The organism is Desulfobulbaceae bacterium DB1, assembly GCA_001914235.1.
GTDB lineage: Bacteria > Desulfobacterota > Desulfobulbia > Desulfobulbales > SURF-16 > DB1.
The window spans coordinates 96,153-116,362 of record MQUF01000001.1; the positions used below are offsets into that span (position 1 = coordinate 96,153).

General features: G+C 53.3%; 22 protein-coding genes and 2 tRNA genes. 8 read left to right on the top strand and 16 right to left on the bottom strand.

The window, feature by feature from the left end; genetic code table 11:
- Position 1 precedes the first annotated feature (1 nt).
- From BM485_00450 to BM485_00475, 6 genes are all read right to left on the bottom strand, one after another.
- Entirely contained in the window at positions 2-664 is a 663-nt protein-coding gene (locus tag BM485_00450; protein ID OKY77021.1) for a hypothetical protein, read from the bottom strand.
- Positions 665-872: 208 nt separating this feature from the next.
- Entirely contained in the window at positions 873-2,009 is a 1,137-nt protein-coding gene (locus tag BM485_00455) for a cytochrome d ubiquinol oxidase subunit II (protein OKY77022.1), read from the bottom strand.
- Position 2,010: 1 nt separating this feature from the next.
- Positions 2,011-3,546 carry a cytochrome ubiquinol oxidase subunit I gene (locus tag BM485_00460; protein ID OKY77023.1) on the bottom strand — a complete coding sequence of 512 codons (1,536 nt, stop codon included), beginning with the start codon at positions 3,544-3,546 and terminating at the stop codon, positions 2,011-2,013.
- Positions 3,546-3,776 carry a DUF4492 domain-containing protein gene (locus BM485_00465; protein ID OKY77024.1) on the bottom strand — a complete coding sequence of 77 codons (231 nt, stop codon included), beginning with the start codon at positions 3,774-3,776 and terminating at the stop codon, positions 3,546-3,548. Before BM485_00465 ends, BM485_00460 begins: the two co-directional genes overlap by 1 nt.
- A 177-nt stretch (positions 3,777-3,953) precedes the next feature.
- Positions 3,954-4,928, bottom strand: a complete 975-nt coding sequence (locus tag BM485_00470; protein ID OKY77025.1) for a hypothetical protein — start codon at positions 4,926-4,928, stop codon at positions 3,954-3,956.
- Between the two features lie 87 nt (positions 4,929-5,015).
- Entirely contained in the window at positions 5,016-5,798 is a 783-nt protein-coding gene (locus tag BM485_00475; protein OKY77026.1) for a prepilin peptidase, read from the bottom strand.
- A 137-nt stretch (positions 5,799-5,935) separates the two neighbouring features.
- Between BM485_00475 and BM485_00480 the strand changes: the two genes are divergently transcribed.
- From BM485_00480 to BM485_00500, 5 genes are all read left to right on the top strand, one after another.
- A complete protein-coding gene (locus BM485_00480) occupies positions 5,936-7,180 on the top strand; it encodes a hypothetical protein (GenBank protein ID OKY77027.1) in 1,245 nt (414 codons plus the stop codon).
- Positions 7,181-7,224: 44 nt separating this feature from the next.
- Positions 7,225-7,611, top strand: a complete 387-nt coding sequence (locus tag BM485_00485) for a hypothetical protein (protein OKY77028.1) — start codon at positions 7,225-7,227, stop codon at positions 7,609-7,611.
- Positions 7,612-7,620: 9 nt separating this feature from the next.
- Complete coding sequence (locus tag BM485_00490) at positions 7,621-7,917, top strand: hypothetical protein (protein OKY77029.1); 297 nt, start codon at positions 7,621-7,623, stop codon at positions 7,915-7,917.
- Positions 7,918-8,089: 172 nt separating this feature from the next.
- Positions 8,090-8,986 carry a (4Fe-4S)-binding protein gene (locus BM485_00495; GenBank protein OKY77030.1) on the top strand — a complete coding sequence of 299 codons (897 nt, stop codon included), beginning with the start codon at positions 8,090-8,092 and terminating at the stop codon, positions 8,984-8,986.
- Positions 8,987-9,099: 113 nt separating this feature from the next.
- Positions 9,100-9,537: a hypothetical protein gene (locus tag BM485_00500; GenBank protein ID OKY77031.1), complete on the top strand. Its 438-nt coding sequence runs from the start codon at positions 9,100-9,102 to the stop codon at positions 9,535-9,537.
- 15 nt (positions 9,538-9,552) lie between these two features.
- Here BM485_00500 and BM485_00505 read toward each other — a convergent pair whose 3' ends face one another.
- The 3 genes from BM485_00505 to BM485_00515 are packed head-to-tail and all read right to left on the bottom strand — an operon-like array spanning position 9,553 to position 11,907.
- Entirely contained in the window at positions 9,553-10,890 is a 1,338-nt protein-coding gene (locus tag BM485_00505; GenBank protein OKY77032.1) for a hypothetical protein, read from the bottom strand.
- A 59-nt stretch (positions 10,891-10,949) separates the two neighbouring features.
- On the bottom strand, positions 10,950-11,519 hold the full coding sequence (locus BM485_00510; GenBank protein ID OKY77033.1) for a hypothetical protein: 570 nt from the start codon (positions 11,517-11,519) through the stop codon (positions 10,950-10,952).
- Positions 11,520-11,535: 16 nt separating this feature from the next.
- Entirely contained in the window at positions 11,536-11,907 is a 372-nt protein-coding gene (locus BM485_00515) for a hypothetical protein (protein OKY77034.1), read from the bottom strand.
- Positions 11,908-12,321: 414 nt separating this feature from the next.
- Between BM485_00515 and BM485_00520 the strand changes: the two genes are divergently transcribed.
- Entirely contained in the window at positions 12,322-13,542 is a 1,221-nt protein-coding gene (locus BM485_00520) for an IS256 family transposase (GenBank protein OKY77035.1), read from the top strand.
- Positions 13,461-13,718: a hypothetical protein gene (locus tag BM485_00525; protein OKY77036.1), complete on the top strand. Its 258-nt coding sequence runs from the start codon at positions 13,461-13,463 to the stop codon at positions 13,716-13,718. Before BM485_00520 ends, BM485_00525 begins: the two co-directional genes overlap by 82 nt.
- 85 nt (positions 13,719-13,803) lie before the next feature.
- On the opposite strand, the gene BM485_00530 is transcribed toward BM485_00525, so the two are convergent.
- The 5 genes from BM485_00530 to BM485_00550 form a co-directional block, all read right to left on the bottom strand.
- On the bottom strand, positions 13,804-14,262 hold the full coding sequence (locus BM485_00530) for a hypothetical protein (protein OKY77037.1): 459 nt from the start codon (positions 14,260-14,262) through the stop codon (positions 13,804-13,806).
- A 326-nt stretch (positions 14,263-14,588) separates the two neighbouring features.
- Positions 14,589-14,681, bottom strand: a tRNA-Ser gene (locus BM485_00535).
- Between the two features lie 17 nt (positions 14,682-14,698).
- Positions 14,699-14,784: transfer RNA gene (locus BM485_00540), tRNA-Ser, on the bottom strand.
- Between the two features lie 36 nt (positions 14,785-14,820).
- The gene (locus tag BM485_00545) at positions 14,821-16,284 is read right to left on the bottom strand and encodes a DNA repair protein RadA (GenBank protein ID OKY77038.1); all 1,464 of its coding nucleotides are present in this window, start codon (positions 16,282-16,284) and stop codon (positions 14,821-14,823) included.
- Positions 16,281-16,544 carry a hypothetical protein gene (locus BM485_00550; protein ID OKY77039.1) on the bottom strand — a complete coding sequence of 88 codons (264 nt, stop codon included), beginning with the start codon at positions 16,542-16,544 and terminating at the stop codon, positions 16,281-16,283. The genes BM485_00545 and BM485_00550 overlap by 4 nt, the downstream gene beginning before the upstream one ends.
- A gap of 31 nt (positions 16,545-16,575) precedes the next feature.
- On the opposite strand from BM485_00550, the gene BM485_00555 reads away from it, so the two are divergent.
- Positions 16,576-16,929 (top strand): hypothetical protein, encoded by a 354-nt coding sequence (locus tag BM485_00555; GenBank protein ID OKY77040.1) that lies wholly within the window; start codon positions 16,576-16,578, stop codon positions 16,927-16,929.
- Positions 16,930-16,945: 16 nt separating this feature from the next.
- Here BM485_00555 and BM485_00560 read toward each other — a convergent pair whose 3' ends face one another.
- Both BM485_00560 and BM485_00565 read right to left on the bottom strand, forming a co-directional pair.
- On the bottom strand, positions 16,946-17,560 hold the full coding sequence (locus BM485_00560) for a site-2 protease family protein (protein OKY77041.1): 615 nt from the start codon (positions 17,558-17,560) through the stop codon (positions 16,946-16,948).
- The gene (locus BM485_00565; GenBank protein ID OKY77042.1) at positions 17,557-20,205 is read right to left on the bottom strand and encodes a prohead protease; all 2,649 of its coding nucleotides are present in this window, start codon (positions 20,203-20,205) and stop codon (positions 17,557-17,559) included. Before BM485_00565 ends, BM485_00560 begins: the two co-directional genes overlap by 4 nt.
- Between the last annotated feature and the right edge of the window lie 5 nt (positions 20,206-20,210).

Genomic DNA, 20,210 nt, shown 5'->3' on the forward strand with positions numbered 1-20,210 from the left:
GTTACGCCAGCACCCTGCCGACAGCTTTCCTGAGATGGGAATTGGGGTGATTCTCGAGTGAAAGGAGAAATTTCCGCGCCTCCGGGTCCTTCATTCTGCCCAGATGTTCCACGGCAAGAACGGTTGTCAGGGCGCAATCCTTGTCCGGCGCGGCAAAATTGTCATCTCCCTTGACAAGATCAATGAGAATCTCCCTGATTTCTTCAATTTCAATGCCGGTCAGCGCTTCCATGGTCCAGGAAAGAATGGTGGGGTCGGGATGGAAGAGGTAGGGGCAAAGCGTGTCGATGAGGGATGGGTCCTTGAAACTGCCCAAGGCCATGATGATTTCTCCGATTACTTCCGTATCGGCGCTTTCCCGCAATGTTTGAATAAGTTCTTGTTTTGCCTCGGTAAGCCCTGATTTACGGCAGCGCCTGATACTGAGCAGTTGAACCCGGTGCGACGGATGGCGAATTCCCGCTTTGATTGCCGCCGGGTCATCCTCCAACAGGCTGAACAGGGTGTGATAAATCATTTCATGGGTCGCCTGTTCGCATTTTTTTTCCGCCAGTAATTGCTGGAGTTGCGGTATCGCCTCTTTCTTCCCTCCCTCTTTGATCTCATCCAGCAGGACCATTTGTTCCATCATGTCTTTTTGGGTGAAATTTTCCAGGTTTTGCATGGTTTCTCCGGAGTGTCAGTGGTAGGCAAAGAGTGCAAACGACAGCACCGGCACAGTGAAAAGCGAGCCCTTTCCTTTGTGCCGGTGCTTGTTTTGATCAGAGATTGTCGGTCCGCTTCAGAAAGATGATCGCCCCTTGATAGGAAACGATAATAAGACCGATCCAGCTGAGTATGAGTATCGCGCTCATGGTTTTCTCCTTGTGAAATTAATACATCTCTTCAGCGTCTTTGCCGGTCAGTTCCGCCAGGGTAAGCCGCTTGCCGTCCATCTGTTTCCAGACATAGGCGATATAGGCCAGCACAAAAGGCACACCCAGCGCTACGTAGGTCATGACGGTCAGGGTATAGTGGCTGCTTGACGCGTTGTAGATGGTCAGGCTGCTCTGCAGGTCATAGCTGGATGGATAAAAGGCGGTGTTGTTGAAACCGGCCAGAAAGAAAACAGCAAGCCCCACCAGCACGGTGCCGATGCCGCCGAACCAGATGCCGTTGTTTTTGCCCTTGAAGCAGGTGACAAACACGCCGTAAATAACCAGGGTAAGCCCGGTAAGAAGGAGCAGCAGGGTTGCCGGGCAGCCGACGAGGTTTTGCAGGTATTTCCCTTTCTGCAGGAAAACAGTGCCGTTTTCAGGGGTTACCGCGTAGCCCTGCATGAAGAGCAGGTTGATCAGGACAAAGAGCAGGAAGGGCAATGACCAGAGAAAGCTCTTCCAGGCCGATTTGCGGCAGCGATCGGTCAATCCCTTATGGTCGATATTATTGACCAGGTACATGGCGCCCAGCACCCTGGCGTTGAATACCAGAAACAGGCCGAGGGAGAGATTGAAGAAATTTTTCGCCGCTTCCAGTCCGCGGTAAGGGGTCTGCCAGGTTACCTGGTTCATGTCGTTCAGGCTGAAGCTCGATCCGGTGAAAAAGGTGCCCACTGCCGCACCGATCAAGAGGATGCCGACACTGCCGTTGATGAAAAGAAAAGCCTCGTAGGTGGTGGAGCCGAGGAAATTCTCCGGTTTTTTGCGGTATTCATAGCTCACGGCCTGGATGATAAAGGTGAAGAGGATCAGCATCCACACCCAGTAGGCGCCGCCGAAGCTGGTGGCGTAGAATTTCGGGAAGGCGGCAAACAGGGCGCCGCCGAAAAGGACCAGGGTGGTGAAGGTCAATTCCCATTTGCGGCCCAGTGAGTTGATGATAAGACTTTTTTCCTCATCGTTTCTCGGCACGGTGAAAAGCAGGGTCTGGCCGCCCTGAACAAAGTTGAGAAAAAGAAAAAGGGAACCCACCACGGAGGCAATGATCCACCAGATCTGCTGCAAAGTAGAATAATCAAGTTTTCCGATCATTTTAGTGTTCCTCCGGTCCGATTTTGATTTGTTTCGCCATGATGCTTATTTCGGCAATCAGCAACAAGGTGAAAAGGCCGAGAAAGATGAAAAAAGTGGTCTGTACCGTGCCGGTGGTGAGATTGGAATTGGCGACCGTTACCGGCAGCAGTCCCTGAATTGCCCAAGGCTGTCGACCGACTTCCGCAACAACCCAGCCCGCCTGGGAAGCAACGTACCCGAGCGGCACACAGAGAACGCCGAGGTTGAGCAGCCAACGCTGGTAAGGAAGGGATTGTTTCACCGCATAGAACAGAAAGGCAAGGAAAACCAAGGGAAAGAGGGTTCCCAGGGCCACCATGATATGGAAAGCATAAAAGGTGGTGCCGATGGGAGGAACGACCTCGGAAGGATGATTCAGGTAGCCGTAGCCGATATGGTCCTGGAAATCCTCAAAGGCGTGCAATGCGGCGAGGGCGATTTTGTCATCCCCGTTTCTTTTGGCTTCCTTGTAGGTTCGCAGCAACTCCACGGCGATTTTGCCTTTTTCAATCCTTTCCTGGGCGCCCATGATGTTCTGTTCGGGGTTGCCGAAGACCAGATCATTGACTCCGGGAACAAAGGAGCCTGCCTCGCGGTTGGCCAGCAGGGAAAGAAGACCGGGGATTTGAATCTCGACGCTGAACGGTTCCTGCGTATCGCCGGGCTCCTTGGCGCTGTTGATCAGGCCCGCGGCAACAAGCGGAGCACTTGTCCGGCCGTCGAAGAGTCCTTCCATCACCGCCAGTTTCATGGGCTGTTTCTGGGCAACGGTGTATGCCGCCTCATCGCCGGTGAAACCGACGTAGGCGGAGGCGAGCAGACCGAATACCGAGGCCACGACGATACTTTTTTTGGCCATGGCCTGGTGGCGTTCCTTCAGAAGGTACCAGCAGGAAATGCCGACCACGAAGAGCGCCGCCAGCTGGAAACTGGAACTGGTCGCATGGGTGAATTTGCTGATGGCCACCGGTGAAAAAAGAACATCCCAGAAATTCTGCATTTCAAAACGGGCGGTATCGGGGTTGAATTTCATGCCGGTGGGAAACTGCATCCAGCCGTTGGCAACGAGGATCCACAGGGCGGAAAGGTTGGAGCCGACGGCCACCATCCAGGTGGAAAACAGGTGGAAATTTTTTGAAACCCGGTTCCAGCCGAAAAACATGACGGCAAAGAAGGTGGCTTCCAGAAAAAAGGCAAAAATACCTTCCACAGCCAGCGGGGCGCCGAAAATATCACCCACCATCCAGGAGTAGTTGGACCAGTTGGTGCCGAATTGAAACTCCAGGATAATACCCGTGGCAACGCCGATGGCGAAGTTGATGCCGAACAGGGTCATCCAGAATTTTGTGAGCCGTTTCCATTCTTCACTGCCGGTGCGTACGTAGATGCTCTCAAAAAAAGCCACCAAGAAGGAAAGTCCCAGGGTCAAAGGGACGAAAATCCAGTGGTACATGGCTGTGAGAGCAAACTGAGCCCGAGCCCAATTGACCTGTGTAAGATCGATTTGTTCAACCATTACAACCTCCGTTGTTGCGTGTTTTGAGGATGCTGTGTGATGTTTTTCATAACATGCGCAGCCCTCTCTTCATCATTTGAAAAATTTGTTTCCAGGTAGTTGGGGAAAAAAAAGGCCTTAAGAATTGCAAACATGACAAAGAGCTTGATGAAAATAATCGCCCAAAGTTTCCGGCCTGTTTTCATTGAGCGGAAGCCGTCGATATAAAAGGTGGAGATTTTTCGTAGCATGGGCAAATTGGTAATAGTTATTAATTTTTTGTAAAACTATTAGAATTTGAAATACTTGTCAATTACAATCTTATTTTATGGGTTATAAAGTCAAGGAAAAAATAAGATAACTCTGGGATATGATGAAAAAAGAAAGTCAATGCGGTCGGGGACGGCGTGAAGTGCGGGCAACTCATTTCAGGAGGATATATTGTATTCCTTGATCTTGTAAAGCAGGGCGGGAAGACTGATTTCCAACAAAGAGGCTGCCTTTGTTTTGTTGCCTTTTGTTTCATCCAGCGCTTTTGCGATGAGCTGCCGTTCGAGTTTTTTCGAGTTGGTCTTGATGGAAAACTCATCCCAGAAAAAGAGATCCTCGCCGGCAAGCGTGCTCTGCCGGAGAAGTTCAGGGGGGAGGATTTCCGTGGTCAGCGTCTCCTCCTCGGCAAGCACCATGCTCCTTTCCATGACATTTTCCAGTTCCCGCACATTGCCCGGCCAGTTGTAGCCCATGAGCCGCTGCAGGCAATCGCTGTGGACGGTTTTAATCTGCAGTCCGAGACGCCGATTGTATTTCTGGACAAAGTGCTCCACCAGCAGGGGGATATCCTCGCGGCGTTCGCGCAGCGGCGGAACCTCGATGGTCAAAACATTGATGCGGTAAAAAAGGTCTTCCCGGAAAAGTTTTTTGTTGACCATGTCGCCGAGATTGCGGGCCGTGGCGGTGATAATACGGACGTCCACCTTGACGGTTTTGCTTTCACCGAGCGGGCGGATTTCATCTTCCTGCAGGGCTCTGAGCAGTTTAACCTGCAGCGACAGGGGGAGTTCTCCCATCTCATCAAGAAACAGGGTGCCGCCGTCCGCCTCCTCAAAAAGCCCTTTCTTGCCTTTGTAGGCATCGGTAAAGGCGCCCTTGGCATGGCCGAACAGCTCACTTTCCAGCAGCGTTTCCGGGATGCCGCCGCAGTTGACGTCGATCATGGGGTTGTCGCGGCGGGGGCTGGAGGCGTGAATCGCCTTGGCAATCAGCTCCTTGCCTGTTCCCGATTCGCCGGTAATAAGAATGGAGGTCTTGTAATCGGCAATTTTTTTTATGGTTTTGAAAATTGCCTGCATTTTGGCGCTGCGGGCAATGATATCGGCAAAGCAATGCATACTTGAATCGTGCATGGTGTTTACGCTGTTTTATTTAAAGGGCTGAAAGTTCCAGAAACGGCGGGATGCTGTGCAGCCGTTCCTCTGTAACCATACCATATGCTATCCATGGAGTAAAAGAGATCGTAAATAAAATTGAATGTCCGGCGCGAAAAAAAGATACAACAAGGCACCGGCGGCCAGAAAAGGGCCATAGGGAATGACGGTCTGGCCGCCTTTTTTCTGTTTGATCATGGCGCCGACCCCGGCAATGGTTCCCAGCAGGGAACTGCTGAAAATAACAAACGGCAATGACTGGTAGCCGAGAAAGGCGCCGATCATGGCCAGCAGTTTGATGTCGCCCCCGCCCATGCCGACCCGCTTTGTCAGCAGATAATAACCGTAGGTGATGAGAAAAAGCGAGCCGCCGCCGAAAAGGATGCCCAGACCGGAATCGGTCCAGGAGGCGAAAGGGTTGGCAAAGGAAAAGGCAAAACCGGCAAATATGCCGGGAATGCTGATGATGTCGGGAATGAGCTGATGTTTGAAATCAATGACGATAATCACCAGCAGGGCGGCGGTGAAGAGAAAAAAACCGATGAAGGGCCAGGGGAAGTTGAAGCGGGAGATCAGCGCCAGGGAAAAAAGGGCCGTGGCCAGTTCGATAAGCGGGTATTGCCAGGATATGGGCGCCCTGCAGTAACGGCAGCGCCGTCCAAGGACAAGAAAGCTTACCAGTGGAATATTGTCATACCAGGCCAGAGGTGTTTTGCATGCCGGGCAGTGGGAGGCGGGGAAGACCACGGATTGCCCCGGATTCGGCAGCCGGAGGATAACCACGTTGAGGAAACTGCCGACTATGGCGCCGAAGACAAAGGCAAAAATGGCACTAAAGGGATTGGTCATGGTGGTTGCTTTTCTTTTCGTTTTTCTGGCTTTTCTTGCAGGGGAAACAAAATATTGGTAAGAATATCACAAGATATAATTTATGGAATACAATGTAAAGATGATCGGTACCGACTGTTCTTTTCCAGGAGAAAAATGTGATCCAGCTTTCCATTGACGAATCAATCAAGCGCTTGAAGGTAGAAATCATCGCGCAGGATTGGGGTCTGAGTGAAAAAAGAATTGATCTGCTCGAGGCGGCGTTTGCATGCCTGAAGCAGCGTTTTAAAAGCAGAAAGGCGGCCCATTCCATTTTGATCATGGCCGGCAGTGTTCTCGAGTATGTCAAGCGAAAGGGGGAAAATACGCCTTCCGAGTCGATTGATTTTCTCAAAGAGGCCATGGCCCATGTAGTCAACCTGTACGAGTCTGATGAGTTTGATCCGGAAAAGGACGAAAAACTGTTCAAGGGATTGTACTACCGTTTTAATTCCCTGAAGGAAAAGATTAAGGCGGAAAGGGCAAAGACGGGGCAAGCCCTGCCCGTCGAGGCGCAGGTCGCCAGGCCACCGGTGCCCCAGCCGGAAAAGGATGAGTTTGACGAGGCTGTTCTTGTCCCGGAAAATATTGAGCAGTTGCGGAAAAAAGTCTTTAACCTGGGCGAAAACGAGCTTGACCGCGGCGAGGTTGACCGGCTTGTTCATGACCTCCAGGCATCCCTTGAGCGGGCCGAGTATGTCGGCGAGACGATTCGGGAATTGCTTAATGAGTTGTTGCGCGTTCGCAGCGGGGAGGAAAGGGACGGCGAATGTCCTTTGCCGGAGGAGGATGTCGAGGAGTATCCCGAAGAACAGCCGGAGGAGGAGAGAGGGTTCCCCGGCTATGCGGCGCTGGAAGAAAGTGCGTTGAAGAATTGCCCTGCGACGGATTTGCGGGGAATGGTTCTTTCCGGCAGTGTTGTCTATGTTCAGGAAAATGCCATTTCCCTGATCCGGGAAGTCGGCAGGGACAAGCTGAAGGAGTATCTGAAAAACAGCAGTGTGCCGCTGGCCCATTTCGGCGGATTTTTCAAGCGGCTGTCCAGGCAGTTCAAGGGGTCGCTCGCCGCTATCGCCGATAAGAAACTCAAAAAACTGTCGTTGCCCATCATGATCCCCAGCGGACTCGGTTTGTCCGATATCCCTGATGAAAACGGTTCGCATCTGGTGTTTGTCACCAACGGGCAGTGGAACGGCGTGCTGGTTTGCTCCCAGGTGGAAAAGGAACCGGTGGCCATGGTCAAGTTCCGCAAGGCAAAGAACGGTGACTTTGTCGGCATGGGCTATGCGGAGGACGGCAGTGAGCTGCCACTGCTCAATGCGGTTTCCGTCTTGAGACGGGAAGGTTTTTTGACGATGGTTTAATGACGCATCGGCCGGGTTGGTGAAATAAGGTCAGGGGAGGCGAAATGGAAAGGCGGAAAAATACCAGGGTTGATTTTCATGTGACGGCACGTGTCCAATGCGGGGGAAAGGATTTCGAGCAGCTCGCAATCAGGGATTTGAGTCTGAAAGGCGTCTATCTGCTTGGTTTGTTCGATTGCCGGCTGGGCGACCGTTGCGCGGTGACTTTGTTTTTGTCCGGAACCAGCAGTGAGCTGAAGTTGTCCATGCAGGGTGAAGTGGTGCGGATGGAAAAAGACGGAGCGGGTGTCCGGTTTGATGAACTGGACCTTGATACGTTTTTGCACTTGAAAAACATCGTATATTATAATGCGGAGGATCCGGACAAACTGGAAGAACCCCTGACGGAGATGCCGCCCGAAGGCCGGTTTGTCGACCAGAATTTTGAATGAGAGGATTTCATGGCGCTTTTGCAGCTCACAGTCATCCCGCTTGGCACCGGCAGCCCAGGTGTCGGGGATTATGTCGCCGACATCCAGAAGGCGCTGGAAAAGGAAAAGGCGCGCTTCCGGCTCAATGATATGGGCACCGTGATCGAAGGCGACGCGCAGGAGCTCCTGGCCCTGGTCGCCAGAATCTATGAGATCCCCTTCGAACATGGCGCGCTGCGGGTTGTTACCCAGATGGTCATTGATGATCGGCGCGATAAGGAGATCGGCATCGGTGATAAAATCGACGCGGTGCGGAAACGACTGTGATTCTGTCGATGCGGAGAATAGGCCATGAGTAAGAAAAAGTTGCGCAAGCTGCCCTTTGTCGTGCTGGTTTTTTTTCTTTTGCTTTTTATTGCCGGGGTGATGAGCGGCGAGCCGTCCCGGGTGCTGGAGCAGTCCTGGCAGATCTGTCTCAGCTGTATCGGGATCGGCTGACATGGAACTGGGCAGAAAGTGGGTTCAGCTCGTCATTGCTTTGCTGACCAACGGTTACTGGGGTTTCCCGGCCACGAAAACCATTTATCAGGGGCCGCTGAAGGTTGTCTGTTCACCGGGGCTGAACTGTTACTCCTGCCCGGCTGCAACCACCTATTGTCCCATCGGCGCCTTGCAGCAGCTCATGTTGAGCATCCGCTTCAATCTGGAGAACGCCCAGTATTTCCTGGGGTGGTATGTCCTCGGCTGCATCGGCGTTGTCGGCAGCTTTCTCGGCAGGCTGGTATGCGGTTGGGCCTGCCCCTTTGGTTTTTTTCAGGAACTCATCCATAAGATTCCGTCCCGGAAATTTTCCATCTGGCGTCCTTTGCGTTTTTTCAAATATTTTTTGTTGCTCTTTTTTGTTTTTCTCCTCCCGTTGGTGGTGGTGAGTGAGTTCGGTCTGGGCGAGCCCTGGTTCTGCAAGTATGTCTGTCCCGCCGGAACCCTGGAGGCGGGCTTGCCGTTGCTCTGGCTGCAGCCGGGCTTGCGCAGCACCATCGGCCTTCTTTTTTACAGCAAGCTGGTGATTCTGGGTGTGTTTGTGGTCTGGAGCGTGGTGGCCAGCCGCCCTTTCTGCCGGGTGGCCTGCCCGCTCGGGGCCTTTTATGGGTTATTCAGCCGGGTCAGGCTGGTGAAGCTCTCGCTTGATCCGGACAAGTGCACCAACTGCAAGGCCTGTCATCATGTCTGCCCCATGGGGGTCAAATTCAATGAGTCTCCTGATGATGCGGAATGCATAACTTGTCTGGCCTGCATGGATCGGGCCTGTAAATTTGACGCCATATCGCTCACTGTCGGCGGTATCCCCCTGCGGGCAGGGGATGTACGAAAAACAGTTGTCGGAAAAGCCGGTTAAGCCGTTGTCAAAAAATGACGTACCATCGCAATACTGCGGACAGGGGGCGATGAAAATGAGAAATATGCTGCGTGTTTCGCGGCGGCCCCTGGTTTTTTTGAGGTTGAAGATCCATGAGAAATAGTGTCCTGGCCGCCATATTTTTTTTCTTTCTGCACGGAGCCGCTGCGGCGGAAATGGTCAGTGTCGCCGCGGAACTGGTGAATATGCGTTCCGGCCCCGGCCATGAACATGAAGTGGTGTGGGAGCTTGGCAAGGGCTATCCCTTGAAGGTGCTGGAAGAAAGGGGCGAGTGGCTGAAGGTGACGGATTATCAGGATGATGTCGGCTGGGTGCAAAAGAACATGGTGACCGCAAAGCCTTCAATGATTGTCGGGAAAAAAATCGTTAATATACGCAGCGGACCGGGGGAAAATTATCGTATCGTCCGCCAGGCCGAGAACGGCGTCGTTTTTTTCACCCTTGAGACCAAGGGGAGCTGGGTCAAGGTGATGCATGAAGAGGAAGATGTCTCGGGCTGGGTTTTGCGCAGTTTGTTGTGGGGCTGGTAGGTGTTCGGCAAGCGTTCAGGAGTTTTCCGGGGAGTAACGTTTGCTGACCCGCGCCTGCAGGCCGGCCGGCGGGGGACATGGACCAACCGAATCATGCCGGAGAAGCATCCAGCCGATGTCGTTGAAGATTTTGTAAAGGGATTTGAATTCGTCAAGCAGTTCCCCGTCGGATAGGTGAGGGGCGTCAAGATCCCGGCGGATTGCGGCGAAAATCGTCTTTATGCTGGCGGCGCCGTCCAGATGGTGAAGGAATTTTGACGTAAAGCGCGAAGGCGTCAGGTGAACGGAAATCCGGTCAGGGCTGGTCAGGGTTATCGTTTTTCCGGGGTTGCCGTCGATTGCTTGCGACAAACCCTGTGGGGTTGTTTTGAAAAAAAAGGGGACATTGTGCAGGTCGTCAGGTTTTGCCTGGGGGGTCGGGCGGCGTGACAGGTAGAAGCTGTGGCGCTGGATGCGGCCTGAGAGGATTTCGGCGATGGCCTGCTGCCGGGGGCGCGGCAACGCACTTATTTTCTTGAGCAGGCCGGGATGGGTGATGAAGGTCTTTGGTTCGTAGCCGATTCTGCTTTCGAATTCCGGCCCGATGAAGTCCACCAAATGCAGTCCGCAGCTTTCCACCCAGTCGTAGATTTCAAGCACGTCAAAGCCGTGATCATGGGAGTGGAGAAAGAGGTCGTAGAGGCCGATATCACCGTACTCCTCCACCTCGGTCAGCCATTCCCGTTCACAACGTTTGAAAGAATTTGAGGGCGGCAGGCTGGACAGGATGATTTTGGTGTTATCCACCTTGGCCTGCATGTTCGTTTCGTCCGTATTGACCAGGCGCATCAGTTCCTGCATCTGGTAAACCGCTGTTCTGGCATGTCTGCCGTAGACCATCACCCCCATGCAGCCGTCATCCTGAAGCTGCCCATGCAGGATCCGTAACCCCTTGTAATGGTCTTCCAGATGATGAAGCACGCCGACGCAGTTGATGTAATCAAAAGGGCCCAGATTCAGTTCCGGCAGGTTGAGAATGGAATTGTTGACCCAGGTAATCCGGGAAAGCCCCCTTATTTCCGCCCTTTTCCGGGCAACATTCATGCTGGCGCTGCTGATGTCAAGGTAGACAATTTCCGCATTCCGGTGATCGCGGAGCTGCTCTGCCAGGAAAACGGCAGCGCTTCCCGTTCCGCCGCCGGCGATCAGAACGCGGAAGTTGTCAAAGTTTTGTCGACCGGCGTAGCAGTAGTGGTTGATTTTGTCGAGATAACCGTCCTCGGTGGCAAGCAGGCGTGTTTTTTCCTCTTCCGGATCCCGGAAAGGGTAGGGATAATTTTCGTATTGTTCTTTGACGTCCTTGAGGTAATCCATGGGCCATTGTAATTCATTCATCAGGAAGCTTCAACCGTCGCGCGTTTTTTTGTCTGCGATCACATTCCGGGCGGCGGCGGTGGAGGCGGGCCGGGCGGAGGCGGCGGGATTTTAAAACCAGGCGACAGAGGGGGAGCCGGCGGCGGGGGAAGTGGTTGTGTTTCCGTCGACCGCGGGCGGCTTCTCAGGTAGAGATGGCCGGGCACGGGAACCAGGTGTCCATTGGCATACATGCACTGGATGTAGGCGTTATCATACCGTTGCTGGGAATAATAGGCGGAAGTCCGGGCTGTCTCGCTGCCGGCCATGGTTCCGATGAGCAGACCTGTGCCGGCCCCGAAGGCGGCTCCTTCCTCTCCGCCTATCAAGGCGCCGGCCGCAGCGCCTACCGCGGTTCCGGTCACGGCGCTGGCTACCCCGGATTGGCCGGCGCTCTGGCCGGGGGAGGCTCCACCCACATGCTCAAGCGCAAAACGCCTGCACATGCTGTCGTCTTCCTGGAACTGGTCAAAGGATTTGCCTGTTCCCGGATAGACCATCATCGACGGACCGGTGGGGAGCGTGGTGCAACTGCTCAGGAGGAGCAGCAGCATGGAAAGCGGAAGCCGTTTCACGGTTGCGGAGGGCATGGGTTTTCCTCCATGATCAGGGGGGTGGTTGCGTTTGGGGAAGGACTTTCAGCCATCCCCCCGGGCATTCTTGGACAGTGGGATAGTATCCCTCGGGGTTGGTGCAGTAGTACCAGTAAGCCTGCTGCGGTGCGACCGGTTCAGCCGGCGGCCGTTCCATGTAGACCGGAGGCTGGGGCGGCGTGAGATAAACCGGCGGGGACGGATAGTAATAGGGCGGAGGGTAGTAATAGGGAGGCGGATACGATCTCCACCCCAACAAGGGCGGGGCAATGTAGATACCGACATTGCCGTGCCAGCCATGACTGCGTCGATGGGCCCAGGCGACTTGGGTCATGCTGAGTCCCAGCAGGAAAACAACAACCATCGTCGTTCGTGTTCGGTTCATCTGCGTCCTCCTCAAGGGAGCAGTTTTGCTTCACGGCGGCTGCGATTCAAAAGGATGAAGCCATGCCGGTCGAGATACATAATTTTACCACAACAACAAAGAATTGTGCAAAAAATATGAAAATGATGACGTGTTCCTGAAGCTTGCGGGCACAGCAAGAGTCGTGGAGTATGGCGTTGGTGGCAAGGATGAAGATCTTTTTTCTTTTCGACATGCGGATCCTTGTCTGTCGGGTTGTGGCAGGCGACAACCTCCATGACAAGGATGGGGGTGGACCGGGACGATGATTGATGGAGGATGAGTCATCGTCCCGGTCCATTGGAGGGAACATTCGTGAAGGGAGGGTGTAAAATAGTTTGTGTAAATGGCTATGACTGAGTAAGTCAAAAAACTACCCTTTAAAAAGGAGCTCATATGGCCATTGATAAAGAAATTTTGGATCGTTTACTTGCCGACTACAATTACCAGAAGCCCGAAGAACTGATCGGTGAAAACGGGCTGCTCAAGCAGCTCACCAAGGCCTTACTGGAGCGGGCGTTACAGGCGGAAATGACCGTCCACCTGGGCCACGAAAAACATGGAACCATCGTCACCAAAGGCGGTAATGCCCGAAATGGTAACTCTGCAAAGACCATCAAGGGCGACTTCGGTAAAATGCCGATTGAGGTCCCGCGCGACCGCGACAGCAGTTTCGATCCGGTCATCATTCCCAAAGGGCAAACCCGCTTTCCCGGCTTTGACGACAAGATTATCTCTCTCTACTCCCGAGGGATGACTACCAGGGAGATTCAGGGGCACTTGGAAGACATTTACGGAGTTGATGTCTCTCCCACCCTGATTTCAACGGTCACCGATGCCGTTGCTGACGAGGTTAAAGTTTGGCAAAATCGCCCGTTGGACCCCATTTATCCCATTGTTTACATGGACGCTATCCGGGTTAAGGTGCGCGACAATGGGCATGTTAAGAACAAGGCGGTCTATCTGGCTATTGGCATCACCATGGACGGCGTCAAGGATGTCCTGGGAATGTGGGTTGCCGAAAACGAGGGCGCCAAGTTCTGGTTGCAGGTAGTGACTGAGCTAAGAAACCGTGGCGTGCAGGATATTTTCATTGCCTGCGTCGATGGCCTCAAGGGTTTTCCTGAAGCCATTGAGACGGTTTTCCCCTTCACCCAGGTCCAGCTCTGTCTCGTCCACATGGTGCGCAATTCCCTGAAATATGTCTCATGGAAACAGCGCAAAGAGGTGGCTGCGGATCTCAAGGCCATTTACCAATCGCCAACAGCCGAGCAGGCCGAAATGGAACTGATGACCTTTGAAGAAAAATGGGACAAAACGCATCCGTCCATCGGCCAATCCTGGCGAAGAAATTGGGAAAGAATCACCCCATTTTTTGCGTATTCGCCCGAGATACGCAAGGTGATATATACCACCAATGCTATTGAGTCGTTGAACATGTCACTGCGCAAAGTTACCAAGAACCGGGGTTCATTTCCCAATGACGAGTCGATGCTTAAACTGCTTTACATGGCGCTGAACAATATCGCCAAAAAATGGACTATGCCAATCAGAGACTGGAAGGCTGCCTTGAACCGCTTTTCAATCTTGTTCGGCGACAGAATGCCTGCATATTGAAAATTAAAAATGAAAACCATTTACACAAAATTCTTTACAGGCCCGCCCGGGACACAGGGATTTCCCGCGAAGGACTTTATCGTGCTTTAGGCACCGATGGCAATCCTGAATTTACAACAATTTTGAAGGTCATTAAGGCTCTTGGTCTGCGTCTGCGCGCAGAACCGACTCATTAAAGCCTGCTGCTACCAGGATGCACATTCACCTGTTTGAAGGAATTTGCATCTCATGGATTGCTGACTTTTGATTTTTACGTCCAGTCTATCCGTGCAAGTTTTCAATCCACCGATGTGCCTCAACGTCCGAAACCTTTTCCAAATACTGTTGTGTTGTCGAAAGATTCGAATGACGAAGGATGATTTTGCTTATTATCTCAAGAGGCACACCGCCCCGTGAGGCATAAGTTGCCGCATGCCTCCGCAGGTCATGTGGTCGCAGTTTGATGCCCACTGCCGCGCCAACGTGGACGACCATTTTCCTCGCACCTGCATAGGTGATGGGGAAAATTCTTTTATCATAGGGAATTTTCTGGTCGCGCACATAATTGATCAGTTTGCTGTTTAATTTTTGCGTAATAAAGACTATCTCCTCATCACGACCGCATTTCGGTACATGCAGGATCAGCTTCCGATCTGCAATATCTAATGGTCGGAGCCCCAACACTTCTCCAATCCTCATGCCTGCTCTGGCCATCAGTTCGAGCATGATCAAAAAAACCAAAAGAGAGTGTTCAGCAAACAACTGAGAAAAAGACGACGTTTTGAATCCCGGACAGAATTGAGCATGTGAAGATATCCACTGGCGCTCTCAAGCCTGGACGAAGACGTGAAACTTGAGACTATTATGATCCATGCATCGCCTTTAATTGCCTGTTTTTATTTTGTTTTGTTGTGGGAATGGCGAGACAAGAAACAGGCATGATTTCTACCCGTTAAGTGGGGAGACGACCCCGCATTTCTTTGGACTAAACCGGACAATAAAAAACCCCGCATCCCATGATGGGTGCGGGGTTTTTGGATTTCTTTGGTCTTTGCTAAACTTAAATGTGGCGGAGAGAGAGGGATTCGAACCCTCGGTAGGACTTTTGATCCTACACTCGCTTAGCAGGCGAGCACCTTCGGCCTCTCGGTCATCTCTCCGTGTGCTTTCAATAAAATGGCGGAGGAAGTAGGATTCGAACCCACGGAACTTTCGTTCAACGGTTTTCAAGACCGCCGCCTTCAACCACTCGGCCATTCCTCCACAATGTTTGACCTGCTATTTACCATCTCAACATTTTCATGTCAATGTTTGATCTTCTTTCTTCAGGTGTGCGGCAGATTTTAATGTTGCCGCATCACGCCTGCCTTGGCGGGCTGTTTGTGAGGGTGGACCGGCACCAGAGAATGCAGCGGCGGCCAGTGCGTCGGTCAGTTTTTCGACGGGGAAAATTTCCAGGCCGGGGATTGCTTTTGCTGGACGGTTTGCCTGGGGGATGATCGCCTGGCGAAAACCGTGCTTTACCGCTTCTTTCAATCGTTCCTGGCCGTTCGGAACCGGCCGGATTTCTCCGGCAAGGCCGATTTCGCCGAAAACAATCAGGTCAACCGGCAATGGTTTGTCGTTGATGCTTGAGGTGATTGACAGGGCAAGGGCGAGGTCGGCACTTGTTTCGTTGACTTTGACCCCGCCCACGACGTTGATGAAAACGTCCTTGTTGTAGCTCGCAATACCGCCGTGGCGATGAAGAACGGCCAGAAGCATGATCAGTCTGTTCTGGTCGATGCCGACGGTGAGTCGACGCGGGCTTTCGCCGTGGCTTTCGTCAACCAGGGATTGCACTTCGACGAGAATGGGCCGGCTTCCCTCCCAGAGCACCATCACCGCGCTGCCGGCCATGGCGTCAGTCGTGCGGCTCAGAAAAATGGCCGAAGGATTTTTGATCTCCTTGAGCCCCTTGTCGGTCATGGCGAAGACTCCAAGTTCATTAACCGCGCCGTAACGGTTTTTCACCGCGCGCATCATCCGGTATCTGCTGTCGCCGGAGCCTTCAAAATAGCAGACCACATCAATAATGTGTTCAAGCACCCTGGGACCGGCCAGGTCGCCGGATTTGGTGACGTGGCCGACCAGAAAAACGGCGATGTTGCTTGCCTTGGCAAACTGGGTGAGTTGCGCGGCTGATTCGCGCACCTGGGAAACGCTGCCGGGGGTGGAGGAGGAAGACGCGGTCTGCATGGTCTGGATGGAGTCAATGACCATGACCTGCGGCTTTTCCTGCAAGGCGGTCAGGCAGATGTTTTCCACCTGGGTTTCCGTCATGAGGAGGAGTTGTTTGCCGGGCAGGCCGAGGCGGGCGGCGCGCATGGCGATCTGCTGGGGAGATTCTTCGCCGGTGACATAGAGGACTTTTCTGGTCTCGCTCAGCAGGCAGCAGATCTGCAGCAGGCACGTGCTTTTGCCGACGCCCGGATCGCCGCCGATCAGCACAACCGAACCGCGCACAAGGCCGCCGCCGAGCACCCGGTCGAATTCCGTCATGCCGGTGGTTATGCGCGGGGTGTCGGAAAAATTTACCGAGCAGATGGGCTGCACCGGGGAAATGATGCCGCTGTAGCCGGTTGCGATGGGTGAAGAAGGCGGGGGCTCAAGTTCCTTGATGCTGTCCCACTCATGGCATTCGGGGCATTGCCCTATCCATTTGCCAAAGGTGGCGCCGCAACTGTCACAGGCAAAAGCTGTTTTTGCTTTGCCCTGTTTCATGTAAATTTCTTTATCTCTTTTTCCAGTTCATTTAACTTTTTTTTGTAGTACTTGAGGCATTTTTTGATGTATCGGGAGCGCTGCCAGTTTGATTGCATGTCGCCGGGGTCAATGGGCGCGTCTTTGCAGGCAAGAATGTGCAGGGCCGGAGAAAGGCGCGTGTTGCTCAGGCAGGCTATCTTGCTCTCGTAATAGAGCTTATAGGTCTGCAGCTGGGCTCTTTTCCTGCTTATGTCGGAGGTTGATTGCATAATGTCCATTGGTTCACCCTGTTTTACAATATCATAAATTATGCAAAATAAAAGCCAAAGTGTTCGGGTGAGCAGGAAAAAGGCGGGTCTGCGGGTTTTTCCGGGAAAGCGGAGCTTTTTTCCGGAAAACCCCGCGACGTTGACGGATCGAGCTGCGTTCGTCGGAATATATCATGCTATTCCGGGCTGTTGGGCCGGTCGGGGCATTGGCTTCTATTTTGCATGGAAATATCAGCATCGAAACAAAAAAATGGCAAGGAGGAATATTATGACTCCAAGACAGGCAATCCGAATTTTGATGTTAAGCCCGATTTATTTTCGACTCGACCTGCCGGCCAGGAAGGTGCTGGTGGATGAGTTCTGCGCCCTGTGCGCCGACAGGGCAAACCGGTAATTCCGGGAAGTCGCGTTTATCCGGTGATCATCTTTTCGGCAAGGCCGGTGATCGGCCCGAGGATTTTTTGTAAAATGCCGGTATAAAAAAGCGCCAGCAGGATGATGAAGCCGAAAGGCTCCAGTTTTGCAAAGGCAGCTGCCTGCCGGGGCGGAAGCAGTCCCATCAGCACTTTGCTGCCGTCCAGGGGAGGGATGGGCAGCAGGTTGAAAATCGCCAGGATGATATTGATCCAGATGCTCGCGCCCACCATCTGAAAGAGCGGGAAGAGGATCGGTTTTGGTATCCAGACGGCAAGGAAAACGAGCAGTTGGGCCAGCAGGCTGCTGGCGATTGCCGTCAACAGGTTGGCTCCGGGGCCTGCCAGGGCCACCCAGATCATGTCCTTCAGCGGATTGCGGAAGTAGCGCGGGTTGACCGGCACCGGTTTTGCCCAGCCGATTTTCATGATAATGAAGGCCAGGACTCCCAGCGGGTCAAGATGTTTCAAGGGGTTCAGGGTGAGGCGGCCGAGATTGTGGGCTGTCGGGTCTCCCAGTCGGTAAGCGACCATGCCGTGGCAATATTCATGGATGGTGAGCGCGAACAGGAAGGGGGGCGCCAGTATGATGATCTGCTGTATGATATTCATGGACTTCCTTTTTTCTTCCCCGCTTCCAGGGGATACTCCTTTCCAAGAAAATTGATCTCGTCTTCACGGCTGGAAAGCTCACCGTCAATGGTTTTTTCCAGCAGGTGATTCAGCATGGTCTGGTATGCCGGGCCGGGAGGGTAGCCGAGTTTTTTCAGGTCTGCGCCGTGCAGGTGGTTTTTGATGTGGCGCAATCGGGTCACATAAAGGGAGACTGCCTGTTTGCCGGTTTTGTTCCGGCAAATGGCCATCAGGAAAAGAAGCCCCTCATGACTCAACCCTTTCAGGAGCCAGTAGATTTCACTTGAGCGCAGATGGCTTCTGCGCTCAAGGGTGCGGACAATCCGTTTTGTTTCGATTTTTTCCCGGAGCAGCAGCTGCTGGTAGCGCTCCGGGACCTCGAATTTTTTGCAGAAGGCAAACAGCGCCCTCGTTTGGATGCGGCAGGTCAGGGCCAGCAGGTAGACGATCCATTGACTGCATTTGTCGCTTAAATAAAGCAGTTTGTGCCAGGCCAGGGCCCGGTGCGCTTCTTCCATGATTTCAGCAACGCGCGGCTCGTATTTGAGCGAATGGTGGAGGAATTTCAGCAGATCAAACTGGGCCATGCGCCGGATTGCCGGCAGTGGGTTGGGTTCTGAAAGTATCAGCTTGATTTCCTGAAAATAACGGCGTCCGAATTTCCGATCAAAGAGGTTCATCTTTACCGCGTTCTTCAGCTGTTTTTCGGTCAGCTTGCCGAGGGTAAACCCCATGCGCTGCTCAAAGCGGATTCCGCGGAAGATACGGGTTGGATCCTCGACAAAGCTCAGGTTGTGCAGGATGCGGATCTGTCTGTCCTTCAGGTCGTTCTGGCAGTTGAAAAAATCCACCAGGATGCCGAACTTGTCCGGGTTGAGATGGATTGCCATGGCATTGATGGTGAAATCCCGCCGGAAAAGGTCGAGCTTGATGGAGCTGAGTTCCACCGTGGGCATTGCCGCCGGGTATTCATAATACTCAAGGCGGGCCGTGGCAATATCCACTTTAAAGCCGTCGGCAAGTTTGACCAGCGCGGTGTTGAACTTGACGTGGGTGGTCACGGTGCCGCCCAGTTCCTGGGCCAGCATCTTGGCAAAGGTGATGCCGTCTCCTTCGACAACAATGTCCAGGTCGAGATTTTCAATGTGGAGCAACAGATCGCGGACAAAGCCGCCCACCGCATAGGCGGTGAATTTGTTTTTTTGCGCCACCTCGCCGATTCTTTGCAGGAGAATGACCATTTCCCGGCTCAGGGATTGGCTGATCAGGTTGGTCATGTTCCTGTTGCGCTCGCTGGACGGCTCACTCTGGGTGGTCTTCAGGCTGGGGAGATAGGCCGGGTCGTTGACCAGCAGATTGAACAGGTCGGTGCGGGTGATAACGCCCACCAGCAAGCCGCTTTCAACAATGGGGATGAACCGCTGCCGGTGTTCAATGATCAGTTCCTGGATATCGGCCAGGGTGGCGGAAGGGGGCAGCGTGGCAAGTTCCGTTGTCATGAATTCGCTTGCCGGCAGGTCTCCGAGATGATGAAAGATGGCCTTGCTGGCATCGCGCCGGGAAAAAAGCCCCAGCATTTTATTGTCCTGCATGATCGGCAGCATGGTGATGCCGTAGCGGATGAGGGTGTCGTAAGCCTCCTTGGTGGTCATATCAGGGCCAACGGAAATGACCGGCGAGGACATCAGTTGCCAGGCCTTGCTTTCCGGCCTTACGTGTTTATGGAGGAGGCGAATCAGTTTTTCTTCCGCTTCGACCAGGGTCATGTCGTTGATGGTGGCCGCCGCGGCTGATGCATGGCCGCCGCCGTTGAACTCCAGGGCGATCTGGCCGACGTTGACTTCGGGGATTCTGCTCCGGGCGATGAGATAGATCCGTTCCCCCATGCTGGCCAGGGCAAAGAGGACATTGAGGTTTTCCATGCTCATGAAGCGCCGGACAATGAGGGAGAATTCGTCCACATATTGGCTGAGGGCGATGCGGGTCACGGTAATTTCAATGGACTGCACGGTGTATGTTGTCGCCGATTTTATCAGTTCATTCAGCAGTGAGACTTCGCCGGTGGTGAGTTCCTGGGTGATGTACTGGGTGACCGTGTTCAGGTTCGCGCCGCAGCCGAGCAGCCAGGCCATGGCGCGCAAATCGGCCGGAGTGGTGGTGCTGAAGGTGAACGAGCCGGTGTCCTCATATTCGGCCATGGCCAGCAGCGTCGCCTCATCCTGACTGATGGCGATATTGCGCTCCTGAAAGATTTCAACAAAAACCGTGGCCGTTGATCCCACCGCTTTCACCACCTCCACGGCGCCCTTCAGGTCGCCCGGCGCATCCGGGTGGTGATCGTACAGGTGAATTTCAATTCCTGGGTTTTCCAGGCATTTGGCAAAGTTGCCGATGCGTGACGGCTGGCGCGTATCAACGATGATCAGTTTGGTTACCTGATCCAGTTCAATGTTTTTTACCCGCTGGAAGTCGTAAATCATCACCGACTGGACAAAAAATTTGCGCAGATTCCTTTCCTGGGAGCCGGAAAAGGCCAGCACCGCGTCGGGGTAGAGCTTTTTGGCGGCAACCATTGAGGCCATGCTGTCAAAATCGGCATTGAGATGTGTTGTGATGACTTCCATTTGTG

What these genes read in the sequence shown, in the direction of transcription:
- BM485_00455 (OKY77022.1), bottom strand. Translation starts at nt 2,009, where the DNA reads ATGATCGGAAAACTTGATTATTCTACTTTGCAGCAGATCTGGTGGATC.
- BM485_00515 (OKY77034.1), bottom strand. Translation starts at nt 11,907, where the DNA reads ATGAACCGAACACGAACGACGATGGTTGTTGTTTTCCTGCTGGGACTC.
- BM485_00500 (OKY77031.1), top strand. Translation starts at nt 9,100, where the DNA reads ATGAGAAATAGTGTCCTGGCCGCCATATTTTTTTTCTTTCTGCACGGA.
- BM485_00560 (OKY77041.1), bottom strand. Translation starts at nt 17,560, where the DNA reads ATGAATATCATACAGCAGATCATCATACTGGCGCCCCCCTTCCTGTTC.
- BM485_00450 (OKY77021.1), bottom strand. Translation starts at nt 664, where the DNA reads ATGCAAAACCTGGAAAATTTCACCCAAAAAGACATGATGGAACAAATG.
- BM485_00465 (OKY77024.1), bottom strand. Translation starts at nt 3,776, where the DNA reads ATGCTACGAAAAATCTCCACCTTTTATATCGACGGCTTCCGCTCAATG.
- BM485_00565 (OKY77042.1), bottom strand. Translation starts at nt 20,205, where the DNA reads ATGGAAGTCATCACAACACATCTCAATGCCGATTTTGACAGCATGGCC.
- BM485_00545 (OKY77038.1), bottom strand. Translation starts at nt 16,284, where the DNA reads ATGAAACAGGGCAAAGCAAAAACAGCTTTTGCCTGTGACAGTTGCGGC.
- BM485_00475 (OKY77026.1), bottom strand. Translation starts at nt 5,798, where the DNA reads ATGACCAATCCCTTTAGTGCCATTTTTGCCTTTGTCTTCGGCGCCATA.
- BM485_00460 (OKY77023.1), bottom strand. Translation starts at nt 3,546, where the DNA reads ATGGTTGAACAAATCGATCTTACACAGGTCAATTGGGCTCGGGCTCAG.
- BM485_00485 (OKY77028.1), top strand. Translation starts at nt 7,225, where the DNA reads ATGGAAAGGCGGAAAAATACCAGGGTTGATTTTCATGTGACGGCACGT.
- BM485_00550 (OKY77039.1), bottom strand. Translation starts at nt 16,544, where the DNA reads ATGGACATTATGCAATCAACCTCCGACATAAGCAGGAAAAGAGCCCAG.
- BM485_00520 (OKY77035.1), top strand. Translation starts at nt 12,322, where the DNA reads ATGGCCATTGATAAAGAAATTTTGGATCGTTTACTTGCCGACTACAAT.
- BM485_00525 (OKY77036.1), top strand. Translation starts at nt 13,461, where the DNA reads ATGGACTATGCCAATCAGAGACTGGAAGGCTGCCTTGAACCGCTTTTC.
- BM485_00470 (OKY77025.1), bottom strand. Translation starts at nt 4,928, where the DNA reads ATGCACGATTCAAGTATGCATTGCTTTGCCGATATCATTGCCCGCAGC.
- BM485_00510 (OKY77033.1), bottom strand. Translation starts at nt 11,519, where the DNA reads ATGCCCTCCGCAACCGTGAAACGGCTTCCGCTTTCCATGCTGCTGCTC.
- BM485_00555 (OKY77040.1), top strand. Translation starts at nt 16,576, where the DNA reads ATGCAAAATAAAAGCCAAAGTGTTCGGGTGAGCAGGAAAAAGGCGGGT.
- BM485_00495 (OKY77030.1), top strand. Translation starts at nt 8,090, where the DNA reads ATGGAACTGGGCAGAAAGTGGGTTCAGCTCGTCATTGCTTTGCTGACC.
- BM485_00490 (OKY77029.1), top strand. Translation starts at nt 7,621, where the DNA reads ATGGCGCTTTTGCAGCTCACAGTCATCCCGCTTGGCACCGGCAGCCCA.
- BM485_00505 (OKY77032.1), bottom strand. Translation starts at nt 10,890, where the DNA reads ATGGATTACCTCAAGGACGTCAAAGAACAATACGAAAATTATCCCTAC.